Source organism: Acinetobacter soli, assembly GCF_018139125.1.
GTDB classification, from domain to species: domain Bacteria; phylum Pseudomonadota; class Gammaproteobacteria; order Pseudomonadales; family Moraxellaceae; genus Acinetobacter; species Acinetobacter soli.
In genome coordinates, this window is sequence record NZ_CP073241.1 from 2,810,608 (window position 1) to 2,823,944 (window position 13,337).

Annotated in this window: 11 protein-coding genes; 8 read left to right on the forward strand and 3 right to left on the reverse strand. The window is 46.3% G+C overall.

The genetic code is table 11. The features are described from left to right. Positions 1-163: 163 nt before the first annotated feature. On the reverse strand, positions 164-1,177 hold the full coding sequence (locus tag KCV09_RS12930) for a hypothetical protein (RefSeq protein WP_119025575.1): 1,014 nt from the start codon (positions 1,175-1,177) through the stop codon (positions 164-166). 319 nt (positions 1,178-1,496) lie between these two features. Between KCV09_RS12930 and KCV09_RS12935 the strand changes: the two genes are divergently transcribed. Together KCV09_RS12935 and KCV09_RS12940 are read left to right on the forward strand one after the other, a co-directional pair. Beyond that, positions 1,497-1,850: a DUF1304 domain-containing protein gene (locus KCV09_RS12935; RefSeq protein ID WP_004944844.1), complete on the forward strand. Its 354-nt coding sequence runs from the start codon at positions 1,497-1,499 to the stop codon at positions 1,848-1,850. A gap of 77 nt (positions 1,851-1,927) precedes the next feature. Next, the gene (locus KCV09_RS12940) at positions 1,928-2,269 is read left to right on the forward strand and encodes a GlpM family protein (protein ID WP_151796869.1); all 342 of its coding nucleotides are present in this window, start codon (positions 1,928-1,930) and stop codon (positions 2,267-2,269) included. Positions 2,270-2,372: 103 nt separating this feature from the next. Here KCV09_RS12940 and tenA read toward each other — a convergent pair whose 3' ends face one another. Beyond that, a complete protein-coding gene (tenA, locus tag KCV09_RS12945; RefSeq protein WP_151815627.1) occupies positions 2,373-3,044 on the reverse strand; it encodes a thiaminase II in 672 nt (223 codons plus the stop codon). 201 nt (positions 3,045-3,245) lie between these two features. Here tenA and KCV09_RS12950 point away from each other — a divergent pair, with 201 nt between their 5' ends. The 4 genes from KCV09_RS12950 to KCV09_RS12965 all read left to right on the forward strand — a co-directional run bounded on the left by KCV09_RS12950 (position 3,246) and on the right by KCV09_RS12965 (position 8,352). Beyond that, positions 3,246-4,328: a DUF475 domain-containing protein gene (locus KCV09_RS12950; RefSeq protein WP_004934038.1), complete on the forward strand. Its 1,083-nt coding sequence runs from the start codon at positions 3,246-3,248 to the stop codon at positions 4,326-4,328. Between the two features lie 140 nt (positions 4,329-4,468). Beyond that, positions 4,469-5,833, forward strand: a complete 1,365-nt coding sequence (locus KCV09_RS12955; RefSeq protein ID WP_212515241.1) for an MFS transporter — start codon at positions 4,469-4,471, stop codon at positions 5,831-5,833. 51 nt (positions 5,834-5,884) lie between these two features. Beyond that, positions 5,885-6,457, forward strand: coding sequence for a single-stranded DNA-binding protein (ssb, locus tag KCV09_RS12960; RefSeq protein WP_076033164.1), 573 nt, complete (start codon positions 5,885-5,887; stop codon positions 6,455-6,457). A 455-nt stretch (positions 6,458-6,912) separates the two neighbouring features. Beyond that, positions 6,913-8,352 (forward strand): amino acid permease, encoded by a 1,440-nt coding sequence (locus tag KCV09_RS12965; RefSeq protein ID WP_004934048.1) that lies wholly within the window; start codon positions 6,913-6,915, stop codon positions 8,350-8,352. 72 nt (positions 8,353-8,424) lie between these two features. Here KCV09_RS12965 and pdxR read toward each other — a convergent pair whose 3' ends face one another. Then, positions 8,425-9,924, reverse strand: coding sequence for a MocR-like pyridoxine biosynthesis transcription factor PdxR (pdxR, locus tag KCV09_RS12970; RefSeq protein WP_048765311.1), 1,500 nt, complete (start codon positions 9,922-9,924; stop codon positions 8,425-8,427). 151 nt (positions 9,925-10,075) lie between these two features. Here pdxR and gabT point away from each other — a divergent pair, with 151 nt between their 5' ends. Together gabT and KCV09_RS12980 are read left to right on the forward strand one after the other, a co-directional pair. Next, positions 10,076-11,371 carry a 4-aminobutyrate--2-oxoglutarate transaminase gene (gene gabT, locus KCV09_RS12975; RefSeq protein ID WP_004944850.1) on the forward strand — a complete coding sequence of 432 codons (1,296 nt, stop codon included), beginning with the start codon at positions 10,076-10,078 and terminating at the stop codon, positions 11,369-11,371. Further along, the gene (locus KCV09_RS12980) at positions 11,368-12,816 is read left to right on the forward strand and encodes an NAD-dependent succinate-semialdehyde dehydrogenase (RefSeq protein WP_004934057.1); all 1,449 of its coding nucleotides are present in this window, start codon (positions 11,368-11,370) and stop codon (positions 12,814-12,816) included. The genes gabT and KCV09_RS12980 overlap by 4 nt, the downstream gene beginning before the upstream one ends. Positions 12,817-13,337 lie beyond the last annotated feature (521 nt).

Sequence of the window (13,337 nt, forward strand, 5' to 3'; positions counted from 1 at the left end):
TTTAAAAGAGGTATATGATAGCGCATGAAAAATGTTCAAGCCCAAACTTTTCATTTTTGTGCGACATTTTGTGTCGGAGTGTCTGATTGGCAGGAGAAACCATCATACTGAGATCCGTCATGGCACGGCGCACCGTACCATGAGGCAAACTTAGATTATTTAATTAGCGGCGATATGCAGTTGCACCGAAACGACCTGCAAAAATCGTAACCAGCATTCCAATAAACAATCCAATGAACGACCACAACGCAGTTTTGGCAGCCGCTTTGGCAGCAGCAGCGGCCTGCTCACGGACTTGCTCTTTCAACTGTTCGTATTTTTTCTCTGAATTATTGATGTTGACGGTCAAATCGTTAAAGAAGGTTTGAACTTTAACCGTCGCTTGAGTACGTGCCTGCATAAAGTTTTCTGCGGCTTGATCAGCTTCAGCAGCGGTAAATGATGGATTGTTGGCCATAATGGCTTTTTTCACATCGTCTTTACTGATGGCAGCATTGATGGTTTGTACACGCTGCTCGATAGTGGTTAACAGATTTTTAGTGATTTCTTTGTATTGACTTGGATTCAGCGCCACTTGTTTCACGGCTTCTTGTGTCTGTTTTTTCGCCCAGTCAACTTGTGAACTTAAGTAATTCGGTTGAAGCTCTGGCACTTTACTTTTTTCAAGCGCTTGAGCAATTTTAGAATCAGTGCCATCCGTCAGGTCAGAGATAGAGGGAATGACGTTGTCTAAAATATTGTTTTCTTTAATCAGTTCGACCGAGCCTTTGCCAATACCAGAGGCGAGTGTTCCGGTCACACTGGCAATTGAGCCGACTGTATTGGCTGTTGTTTTAACTGCACTGTTTAAAGTCATGATACTTAAGATCAGACCAATGAGCAGTGATAATGCCCAGACCAAAAATCCATGCATGCCACCATCTAAACCTGCGAACTTACCTGCCAGATAAGCACCAATGCCAAGGCTGACCAGTAACGAGATGAGCGTCCAAATGGTCACCACAGTACCAGAGCCATTGGAAATGTCATCGTGCGACATCGGGTCGAGTAAAGAAAATCCAAGCGCAGCGCCGAGTAATGAAAGCAAAAAGGAGATTGCAAGTACAGCGAGTACACCTGCAAAGATACTGGCCCAAGAAATTGTTTTAACAAATGTGCGATTGATAGTGTTATCCATTATTGTGTCCTTATTGAGTAAATAGTTGTTGGATTTCTCACGTGTTTTTGGAGCAAACACGTCAATAAGCTGTATTTATATTAATCACTCAAATCGTGTTTGACTGTTTAAAAAAAGAATTTTTTGTGATTTTTTACACAATTTGTAACGTATTCATGTAACTTTTTTGTGTCAGCGTCATCTGGTATTTATTTTCAGTCAGCTAGAGCTTTCATAAATATCAAAACGATCAGGTTCACAATTTATTCTGTTCAGCAATCATCTAATATGGCTATAGTGAGCGTTATCACATTGAATACAATAAACAAGAAGGGACACCATGCTTGCACTGATTTTGATTGCGCTGATTGCACTGCTGCATGTTTATATTCTAGTGGTCGAAATGTTTTTGTGGGATCGGCCTTATGGCTTAAAAGCCTTTGGAAATACGCCTGAAAAAGCCCGAATCACCAAAGTGATGGCACAAAATCAGGGCCTATATAATGGTTTTTTAGCAGCCGGTCTTTTTTGGGCATTGTGCGCGCCCGAAGCGTTATTTGTTCCACTGGCGAGCTTTTTTCTGGGTTGCGTATTGGTGGCTGGCCTCTATGGCGGCATGACCGCCAATAAAAAAATCTTTTTTATTCAGGCATTACCTGCATTTTTAGCACTGTTAAGTGTTTATTTACTATAGCGTGTAGCGATAGGCTTTATTTTGGCGTTTAATCTGCATATGTTGTTTCAACTCAGCAAATAAAGTGACGTATTGGCATGCTTGGTTTGTTTTTTAAATGCACCCTAGGTGCAGCAGTTGTGCTGCTCATTTCTATTTTATCTAAAAGCAAAACCTTTTATATTGCGGGCTTGGTACCGCTTTTTCCGACCTTTGCTTTGATTGCGCATATTATTGTATTTGGTCAGCAAGGTGCTGAGGCACTGCGTAAAACGGCGCTATTTGGTTTATGGTCATTGATTCCCTATGCAATCTATCTAGGGATGGTGTATTTTCTGGCTGAACGGGTCTCGATTGGGTGGTGCTTAAGTGTGGCGACACTGGCGTGGGTACTGGCTGCAGGTCTTCTGTTATTGGGCTGGAATAGCGTTTTCAGTTAAGCGTGGCATGAGGTGACTGAACTGTACCCAACTCAAAATGATTTGAATATTGCATATTTAAAAAATAAAAGGCCAGCACCTCACTGACCTTTTATTCATGCTTTTATTGGCTTAGACCCAACCACTGACGCTGATGGTAGGCGCTATCCCAAAACAGCCATTCTAGCTTGGCACCCATGGTATAAGCCGCATGCATTTTTTCTAGCGTATCGGTGTCGCAGCGCGCTGCAACCTTATCGACGGTTGCAATCACATTACGCACGGCAGTATGAAATTCTTCGCCCGCATAGGTATCAATCCATGCCTGATACGGATTATTCGGTACAGACTGACTGACAATGGCACGGCCGACTTCGGCATAAATCCAGAAACAGGGCAGGAGCGCTGCCAATACCACAGGATAACTTGCAGACCACGCCGTCGCAGTCAAAAATGACGTGTAATGATGACAAGCCAAAGTTAGTGGTGTCGACTCAAAGGTTTCTTTACTCACATTAAATGCCGTCATAAAGTCATTGTGCAGACTACGCTCAACCACAATCGCGATTTTAGCAGCTTCAGAAAACTGCATCACGTCGTCTGCATCGTAAGCTTTGGCGGCTGCCACTGCCAAGGCACGACCATAGGCCAACAAATAATGCGCATCCTGAATCACATAATGACAAAATGCCTCAGGCGCCAATGTGCCAGCAGCCAGCTCCTGATTAAACGGTAAATTGAGGATCTGCTCATATAACGCGGTATTTTTTTGCCAAAGTAATTGAGTAAAGCTCATAAGTCGTCTGCTCTAAATCCGATTTTTTGCGTGCCAAGAACTATAACAAAAATCGATCGACGTGAGCGTTGTAAACCACTTTATTAATTTAGACTTAATATTTTGCGTAAAATTGATAAATGTCATCTGCTTTCAGCTAAAAAACGCGCATAATACATCCCGGAATTCTAATACTTGATCTTATTTTGATTTAGGGCATTCATGAAGCATTTTCGTTTTTCCATTTTCTTTACCGTCATCTGTCTGGCGTTATCGGCGTATTGGGGCTATACCCATGGTCCGGAAGCAGGCATTTCGACCATGTTTAAAGCACTCACCATTACCGCTATTCTGGCGGTGATGGAAGTGTCGCTGTCGTTTGATAATGCAGTCGTCAATGCGTCTGTTTTGCGTGGTTGGGATCATTTTTGGAAAATGCTTTTTCTCACTGTCGGCATCTTAATTGCCGTATTTGGCATGCGTTTGATTTTTCCAGTGGCCATCGTGGCGGTCACTGCCGACATGGGCATGATTGAAGTGGCCCAAATGGCACTGAATGATCCAAAAACCTATTCTGCACGCCTGATGGAACATCATGCTGAAATTGCAGCATTTGGTGGAACGTTCCTGCTCATGGTGTTTTTAAACTTCTTTTTCGACGACGGCAAAGACACTCACTGGTTTAAATGGATTGAAGCCAAGCTGGCCAATCTGGCGAATGTACCGGCAATGTCGGTCTTTATTGCCTTGGTTGCGCTGCTGATCATGGCAACCTATGTGGCCGACGATAAACGCCTTGTGGTGACCATGGCGGGTATCTGGGGGCTGGTGGTCTATATCGGTGTTCAGGTGTTGAGTCACTTACTCGGCGGCGAGCCTGAAATTGATGAAAATGGCAATGCAGTATCGCATGATGCTTCTGGTGCATCTAAGGGTGTGATTAAAGCGGGTTTTGGTGGTTTCTTATATCTTGAAGTGCTCGATGCATCGTTCAGTTTCGACGGTGTGATTGGTGCTTTTGCCATTACCAGCGATGTGGTGATTATTATGCTCGGTCTGGCCATTGGTGCCATTTTTGTGCGCTCGATGACCGTTTATCTGGTCGAAAAAGGCACTCTCGATGCATACATTTACCTCGAGCACGGTGCGCATTATGCCATTGGTGCCTTGGCCTTTATCATGCTGGCAAGTGGGACTGGTGTACACGTACCTGAAGTGGTTACAGGGTTGATTGGGGTTGCGTTTATTGTGTGGGCTGTCTTGGCTTCGATTCGATACAGCAAGCATCACGCGCAAACCGATTAAGCTGGCTTTCAGTTAGCTTGCGTAGTCTAAAAAGGGTGCTTCGGCACCCTTTTTTATCAGGTATCAGAATTTCGTCAATTTAGGCGAAGTTTAATCTTGAATCCTCTATAATTTGATTAAGTTTAGATAAGCGTGTCGATATGATGAATGCGTTGGAGCGTCGCTCAACCTTTGCATTAAGCAGTATTTTTGCCTTGCGTATGTTGGGTCTGTTCATGATTATTCCTGTATTTTCAATTGCAGGGCAGTCCTATCAATACGCAACGCCCGCCTTAATTGGTCTTGCAGTCGGTATTTATGGTTTGAGTCAGGCCATTTTGCAAATTCCGTTTAGTCTGATAGCCGACCGCTTTAGCCGTAAACCGCTCGTGGTGCTGGGTTTGTTACTGTTTGCTTTAGGCGGCGCGGTCGCGGCCATGTCGGACACCATTTATGGCGTGATCATCGGGCGTGCCATTGCAGGCGCCGGGGCTGTATCGGCGGTCGTTATGGCCTTGCTGGCCGATGTAACACGTGAAGAGCAGCGTACCAAAGCCATGGCCGCAATGGGCATGAGTATTGGTTTATCTTTTGTGGTGGCGTTTAGCCTAGGGCCTTGGCTCACCAGTCTGATGGGCATTTCCGGACTATTCTGGGTCACCACCCTGATGGGGCTGGTGGCAATTTCGATGCTGTTATTGGTGCCTAAAGTCACGCGTCATCATAAAAGTTATCAGCAGGGTTATCTGGCTCAGCTTAAACAAGTTATTAAGATGGGCGATTTAAACCGCTTGCATGTGTCGGTATTTTCACTGCATTTGTTGCTTACCGCGATGTTTATTTATGTGCCTTCTCAACTGATTGAGTTTGCCGATATTCCACTTTCCAAACATGGCTTAGTGTATTTACCGCTGCTTGTAGTAAGTTTGTTTTTTGCTTTTCCAAGTATCATTGTGGCAGAAAAATATCGCAAAATGCGCGGCATCTTCCTGACCGCCATTGCCGGTATTATTGCAGGTTTGCTCATTCTGATTTTTGGTTATGAGTCGAAGTATGTACTCTTAACAGGCTTGGGTATTTTCTTTATTGCATTTAACGTGATGGAAGCGCTGTTACCATCTTGGTTATCGAAATCTGCCCCGATTCAATCTAAAGCCACTGCTATGGGCATCAATGCCAGTAGCCAGTTTTTGGGTGCCTTTTTTGGTGGTACGCTGGGTGGACAATTGCTGATGCTGCACAACACTTCACTGGGTTGGAGTATCTTGGCCGCGATTGCTATACTGTGGTTGCTGGTGAGCTTCGGGTTAGCGCAGCCGCGCTATTTGTCGTCGATTGTATTGCCTTTACCTGAGGTAACTCACACAGCCGAGTGGACGTCTAAACTGCTGGCGATCCGCGGAATTGAAGAAGTCGTGGTAATGACCGAACAACGTGTAGCGTACATAAAAGTGGATAAACGCGTCATCGATGATGCTGCGCGACAACATTTAACGCAGTTGTTGGGGTCAGAGGTAGCCATTTAATCATAACTCTTATAAAGTAAAAGACAGAAATAGATAGGAAGATTAAAGCTCATGCGTGGTGTGAATAAAGTAATTTTAGTTGGGACCTTGGGCCGTGACCCGGAAACCAAAACGTTTCCAAATGGCGGGTCATTGACTCAATTTTCGATTGCAACCAGCGAATCGTGGACAGATAAAAGTACGGGTGAGCGTAAAGAGCAAACCGAATGGCATCGTATTGTGTTGAATAACCGTTTAGGTGAAATTGCACAGCAATACCTGCGTAAAGGTTCAAAAGTGTACATTGAGGGTTCATTGCGTACCCGCCAGTGGACAGACCAAAACGGTCAAGAACGCTATACCACCGAAATTCGTGGTGACCAGATGCAAATGCTTGATACACGTAGCCAAGGCGAGCAGCCTATGGGTGGTGGTCAGGACTACAATCAGCCACGCTTTAACAACAATGCACCGCAAAACACTGGCTATAACAACCAAGGCGGTGGTTATAACAACAAAAATAACGCTGGTGCCAACCAAGGTGGCGGTTATGGCAACAATGCTGCGGGCAATCAAGGTGGTTATGCACCTAAAGCGCCACAGCAACCTGCTCCAGCAGATCTAGACGACGACTTACCGTTTTAAAATACATGACTTAAAAAACCTCACCTTGCGTGAGGTTTTTTTATCTCTAAATTTTTATATTTTTTGAAAATATGATGATCTGAGCTATATCGTACACACTATTTTTTACTTAAATTAAAGAAAATATCGAAGCGCGATAAGTAAAAATAATAAATCAAAACATTCAATTAACCCGAGCGCATTTAGGAGCGCACTGATCCGAATCGTTTTTTAGCACTATTTTGGTGCAAAAAAACAAGATTGGCCCCCAATTACCATAGACAAATGGCTCTCGTTTATTGGCCACCAAAAAGACACATTAGATTCATTAGAAGTATGCATACGGAAACGTTCGATTGGGCCTTATACCGGCAGTTGAAGCCGGCACGGCCCAGTCAACAACAAGTTAAAAGGAGAGGCGCACTGCAAAGGCGATGTTGCAGGCCTCTGCTTTTGAGGTATTAAGGAAAATAGTTATGGCAGCGCTCAAAACAGCGACTGAATCAGGCCAAGCCGAAGGGCTTAAAAGTGGCTTGAAGTCGCGTCACCTCACCATGATTTCAATTGCCGGCGTGATTGGCGGCGCTTTATTTGTGGGCTCGGGCAGTGTGATTTATTCTGCGGGCCCCGCAGCGATTTTAGCTTATGCCATTGGGGGATTGCTGGTTTTACTGATTATGCGAATGCTCGGTGAAATGGCAGTCATGAATCCAGACAGCGGATCATTTTCTACTTATGCCGATCGTGCGATTGGTCGTTGGGCTGGTTTTACCATTGGCTGGCTGTATTGGTGTTTCTGGACTTTACTCATGGGTTGGGAAGCCTATGTGGCCGGTAAGATTCTCAACAGCTGGTTCCCGTTTATCCCCATTTGGGGCTATATGCTGATGGTGATTATTGGCTTGGTCTGGGTCAATCTGCAAGACGTGAAAAACTACGGTGAATTTGAATTCTGGTTTGCCTTGATCAAAGTTATTGCAATTGTATTGTTCTTGGTCGTGGGAAGCTTGGCTATTATGCATTTATGGCCGTGGGGTGAACCTGCTGTAGCAGGCATTACCAACTTAACCGCACAAGGCTTTATGCCCGGGGGCTTTTCATCGGTAGTCACGGCATTGCTTGGGGTCATGTTTGCCTATATGGGCGCCGAGATTGTGACCGTTGCAGCCGCAGAATCAAAAAATCCGGCACGTGAAATCCGTAAAGCCTCAAATTCGATTGTGTGGCGGATTATTCTGTTTTATGTCGGCTCGATGTTTATCACTGTGTGCTTGATTCCACACAACAATCCATTGTTAAAAGATCCGACATGGGGAACCTATAGCGTCACGCTGTCTGCGCTTGGTATTCCAGAAGCGCGTCATATTGTTAACTTTGTGGTGCTGACTTCGGTGTGCAGCTGCTTTAACTCGGCACTTTATACCTGCTCACGCATGATGTTTTCATTGTCTAAGCGTGGCGATGCACCAAAAGCGTTTTCAAAAACCAACCGTAACAGCAGTCCATGGGTTGGGGTCATTTTCTCAAGTATTTTCTCTATCGTGGCGGTGTACCTCACAGCCAGTGAAAGCATGAATGTATACGATGTTCTTATGCTGGCAACGGGCACGGTGGCATTGTATGTGTATCTTGCCGTGGCATTTTCTCAGCTACGCATGCGTAAGAAAATCGAAGCCGAGGGTAAAGCCATCGACTTTAAAATGTGGTTATTTCCATGGTTAACCTATCTGGTCATTTTCATCATCATTGGTGCGATTGTGACCATGTTGATTGAAGGAACATATTTTAAAGAGGTGATTTACACCACAGGACTGGCGCTGGTGATTGTGGCGCTGGGCGTACTGACCCACAAATTTAACTGGGGAAAGGAAGCTCGCCAACACATGCTGCAAGAAAATAAAAACTCAGTCAGCTAAATCATCTGGCTTAAAAAAAGAACCTCTTCAAGAGGTTCTTTTTTTTTATCTGTCAATTCTGCTGGCTTGCCGTTATGAGCGGGTTGGAATATTGGCTTCGCGCAAACACTGTAGCAACACCCCAAAGGCCATGACCATGTCTTTTTCACTCACACAGGCAAAGCCCATCAGTAGGCCACGTTCGGCATGGGCATGCGCGTGCATATAATATTGCGACAATGCCCGAACCTTAATGCCCCGCTCGAGTGCAGCCGAGGCAACCGCAACGTCATCGCAATTGTCGGGCAATTTAAGCACCAAATGCAAACCAGAATCGTCGTTGTATTCATGCAAAAATTCTGGGCCTAAATAACGCTTGATCAGATCGACCAGATAAGCACGCCGTTTGCCGTACAACAGCCGCATACGGCGAATGTGTGCTTCGTAGTGGCCTTCCCGAATAAACTCGGCCAATGCCTTTTGCTCAAGCAAATGCCCGCCGCGATAAAGCTCGGCAGCCAATATCCGTAAAGATGAAAACAGTGGCTTTGGCACCACCAAATAGCCAATCCGTAAGGCAGGGTAAATGGTTTTACTAAAGGTGCCCATATAAATTACGGGCGCATCGCTTTCGAGGCCCTGTAAAGACGGGTAAGGCTGCCCAGAAAAACGAAATTCACTGTCGTAATCGTCTTCTACAATCCAGCTACCGTAGCGCTTGGCCAAATTGAGCAAAGATTTGCGGCGCTCAAGACTCAGATGCGACCCCAGCGGATACTGATGCGACGGCGTCACAAAAATCAGTTTGGGGGGCTGTTCGGGATACTGCTTGGGAACAATACCATCGGCATCGACCGGCATGGGTTGAATATTCAATCCATTGATGCGCAATGTATTGCGCATGCCCCAATAGGCTGGATCTTCAATCCAGACCGGATCGCCAATGTCGCTCAGCGCACGTGACACCAGATCAATCGCCTGATGAATACCTTCGGTAATAATGATCTGATCGGGATCACACTGTACCGAGCGCGCCACGCGCAGATAATCGGCCAAGGCGCTACGCAGTTCGGTGCAACCGCCTGCATTACTGTAAATCAGGTGATGAATATCTGGCTCGCGACTTAACCGCGCCTGAATACGGCTAAAAATATGATGTGGAAATTCGGTCACATCTGGTGCACCCGGCACAAATGCACCCCATTGGTAAGGCGAGGCACCAGCATAACCAATCAGTTGGCTACCGCGCTGCGACAATTGATACGAGCGCGGCGGATTCCGCAGCCCCACGCGCTGCTTGCCGTTGGGCGTATTTAAAAAGGCTTCGGGTAACTGCTCGGCCACCCATGTGCCATGTCCGGTTTTTGCCTCCAAATAGCCTTCAGCCTGAAGCTGTTCATAGGCCGATAACACTGTATTTCGTGAAACATGAATTTCTTTGGCGAGGTCACGTGAAGCCGGCAAACGCGTTTTTGGGGGTATAACACCTTCAACAATCGCGCCTTGCAAACAGCGAAATAAACGTTGATGAAGTTTTCCGTCTACATCTTGTTGTAAACGTTGTAATAAATGATCGCCCAGCAAACTACGCAATTGGCTCTCTCCCTGAGTTGATAAATGGCTCTCGTCAGTCGACGCAAGACGCGCGAAATTACAGTGGTAGACAGCTATTGTAAAGCATCCTGTAAAAGATGGCGGGAATGTGTGACCAAAGCTGTAATGAATAACACTAGAGGATAGATAGATGGACACTAAACATTCTGCACTTAATCAGCGTAAACAGCAAGCAACTCCACGTGGTGTGGGTGTGATGTGCCAGTGGTATGCAGACAAGGCTGAAAACGCCACAATCTGGGATGCACAAGGCAATGCCTTTACCGATTTTGCAGGCGGTATTGCGGTGTTAAATACGGGTCATCGTCATCCGAAAGTGATTGCTGCCGTTCAAGCACAGCTTGAAAAATTCACACATACTGCTTATCAGGTTACACCATACGAAAGCTATGTATCACTTGCAGAGCGTATCAATGCACTTGCACCGATTGCAGGCCCTGCCAAAACCGCATTTTTCACTACAGGTGCAGAAGCGGTTGAAAATGCAGTTAAAATCGCACGCTCATACACGGGTCGCCAAGGCATCATTACCTTTGGTAATGCGTTTCACGGCCGTTCATTCATGACCATGGCCATGACCGGTAAAACAGCACCTTACAAACGCGATTTCGGTTTAATGCCGGGCGGTGTGTTCCATGCGCGCTATCCAGTTGCATCACGTGGTATCAGTGTCGATGCCGCAATGGAAAGTATCGACAACATTTTCAGTGAAGACGTTGCACCGCACGACGTTGCAGCGATTGTACTTGAGCCAGTACAGGGCGAAGGCGGCTTTAATATTGTACCGGCCGATTTCTTAAAACGCGTGCGCGCACTTTGCGACAAACACGGTATTTTACTGATTGCCGATGAAGTACAAAGTGGTTTTGCCCGTACAGGTAAAGTTTATGCGATGGATCATTACGAAACCAAGGCAGATCTCATCACCATGGCCAAGAGCTTGGGCGGTGGTTTCCCGATTTCAGGCGTCGTTGGCCGTGCAGAAGTGATGGATGCACCAAACCCGGGTGGTTTGGGCGGAACCTATGCAGGTAACCCAATTGCGGTTGCAGCAGCACACGCGGTGATTGATGCCATCGAAGAAGAGCAACTGTGCGAACGTGCCAATGTACTCGGTGCAGAGCTGGTGAGCGTACTTGAGCAGCTTCAGCAAGCAACCGATCAGGCGATTATCGATATTCGTGCTTTAGGCTCAATGGTTGCCGCAGAATTTGAAACAGCGGAACAGGCCAAAGCCGTACAAACCTATGCCATGGAGCATGGCTTGTTATTACTTACCTGTGGTAAGTATGCCAACGTCATCCGTTTCTTGTATCCATTGACGATTCCGACTGAACAGTTCCGTTCTGGTCTTGAAATCTTGAAACAAGGTGTTTTAGCGTTGAATGCAGAAACCCACAGCACAGCAGTTGGACAAACAGCATGATTCAAGAAAGTTTACAGTATTTACTCGCACATCCGGATATCTCATTTACTGCACCTGCAACTGGTACAGCAATTGAAGTCAAAGATGCCGCGACAGGTGCATCACTGGCTTGGGTAAAAACCAGTGACCGCGCCGCTGTAGAAGCCGCAATTCAACGTTCGGAAAAAGCGCAAGCGGCGTGGAAAACCCAAACCGCTTTGCAGCGCGCCGATATCTTGTGGGCGTGGCACCACCTTATGCTTGAGCATAAGGAAGATCTGGCACAGATTTTAACTGCCGAGCAAGGCAAGCCACTGGCAGAAGCGCGTGGTGAAATTGGTTATGCTGCTTCGTTTATTCGCTGGTTTGCAGAGCAGGCGCGCCGCATTGATGGCGAAATTTTACCGCCAACCGTTGCGCATCAGCGTTTACTGGTGATCAAGCAGGGCATTGGTGTTACGGCGGCCATCACACCGTGGAACTTCCCGGCGGCCATGATCACCCGTAAAGCAGCGCCGGCCATTGCTGCCGGATGCTCAATGCTGGTGAAGCCGGCAGATCTGACACCACTGACAGCCTATGCGCTCGAAGTACTGGCTTTAAAAGCAGGCTTGCCACAAGATGTATTGCTCAACATTAGCGGTGATGCAGTGGAAGTGGGCAAAACTTTGTGTGAAAGCGATGTGGTCAGAAAGCTCAGCTTTACAGGCTCTACGCCAGTGGGCCGTATCTTGATGCAGCAGTGCGCACCAAGCATCAAGAAACTCTCGCTTGAGCTGGGCGGTAATGCGCCGGTGATCATTTTTGACGATGCCAACCTAGAGCAGGCGGTTGCAGGCATTATGGCCAGCAAATTCCGTAACAGCGGTCAAACCTGTGTCTGTGCCAACCGTATTTACGTTCAAGCGGGTATTTATGACCAGTTGACCGAACGTCTGACTCAAGTTGTGGCAGGCTTACGTGTGGGCGATGGCCGTGAAGATGGCGTGACGCAAGGGCCACTGATCGACGAGCGCGCCGTAGCCAAAGTGCAGTCGCATATCGATGATGCCACCCAAAAGGGCGCTAAGGTCGAAATCGGTGGCAAACTCGCGCCGCAGGGCGGCACTTTCTTTGAACCGACGGTACTCAGTGGTGTTACCCAAGACATGCGTGTTGCTAAAGAAGAAACCTTTGGCCCGCTGGCTGCGTTATTCCGCTTTGAAACCGAAGCGCAAGCCATTGAAATGGCCAACGATACCGAATTTGGTCTGGCTGCGTATGTGTTTACCCAAAATGCAGCGCGTCAGTGGCGCGTGGGCGAAGCACTTGAGTATGGAATGGTTGGGGTCAATACCGGCGCTATTTCCAATGAAGTGGCACCATTTGGTGGGGTGAAACAGTCCGGTTTAGGTCGTGAAGGTTCCCAGCACGGAATTGAAGAATATTTGGAAATGAAATACCTGTGTATCGATGTTTCTGAGTAGGTTTCATAGCTGATCCTTTAAAACCCGTTATGCCCATTCATAACGGGTTTTTTATTGTTCGACAAAACCCAAAGGCAGGGGCAGCCTGATCAGTTTGGTCAACGCCAAATGCTCGTCATACACCGTGCTGTATTCAGGACGTTGAAGCAGAGCCAAAGAAAAAGCCCTTTATCAATTTTGATAAAGAGCCGTACGCTGTTGTTTCATTATTTTCATGCACTGATTGTTTGGAACCCTCATTTAATTAATGTGATGTGGTTCTCATTTTTGAAGCATAATAGCTCAAAATTTAAGATGATGAAAGTGCTGTTACAAAAAAATTGGTTAATTTATCTTACTTTTTTTTATCAGCTTTTTAAATAAAGCAAAGTTTTGAGTGCCATTTTTATATCTGTAATACTTTATTAATGAATTGTTTCAATATGTATATGAAAAACCTCAAAAGATTGCAGGAGGCGCGCCGCACAAAACCCTTAAATCTGGTAGTTTTTAATACCGCATTTTAAGATTTTGTGGGTCAT

Coding starts and splice junctions, on each gene's coding strand:
- KCV09_RS12930 (WP_119025575.1), bottom strand. CDS start 1,177: ATGGATAACACTATCAATCGCACATTTGTTAAAACAATTTCTTGGGCC.
- KCV09_RS12935 (WP_004944844.1), top strand. CDS start 1,497: ATGCTTGCACTGATTTTGATTGCGCTGATTGCACTGCTGCATGTTTAT.
- KCV09_RS12940 (WP_151796869.1), top strand. CDS start 1,928: ATGCTTGGTTTGTTTTTTAAATGCACCCTAGGTGCAGCAGTTGTGCTG.
- tenA (WP_151815627.1), bottom strand. CDS start 3,044: ATGAGCTTTACTCAATTACTTTGGCAAAAAAATACCGCGTTATATGAG.
- KCV09_RS12950 (WP_004934038.1), top strand. CDS start 3,246: ATGAAGCATTTTCGTTTTTCCATTTTCTTTACCGTCATCTGTCTGGCG.
- KCV09_RS12955 (WP_212515241.1), top strand. CDS start 4,469: ATGATGAATGCGTTGGAGCGTCGCTCAACCTTTGCATTAAGCAGTATT.
- ssb (WP_076033164.1), top strand. CDS start 5,885: ATGCGTGGTGTGAATAAAGTAATTTTAGTTGGGACCTTGGGCCGTGAC.
- KCV09_RS12965 (WP_004934048.1), top strand. CDS start 6,913: ATGGCAGCGCTCAAAACAGCGACTGAATCAGGCCAAGCCGAAGGGCTT.
- gabT (WP_004944850.1), top strand. CDS start 10,076: ATGGACACTAAACATTCTGCACTTAATCAGCGTAAACAGCAAGCAACT.
- KCV09_RS12980 (WP_004934057.1), top strand. CDS start 11,368: ATGATTCAAGAAAGTTTACAGTATTTACTCGCACATCCGGATATCTCA.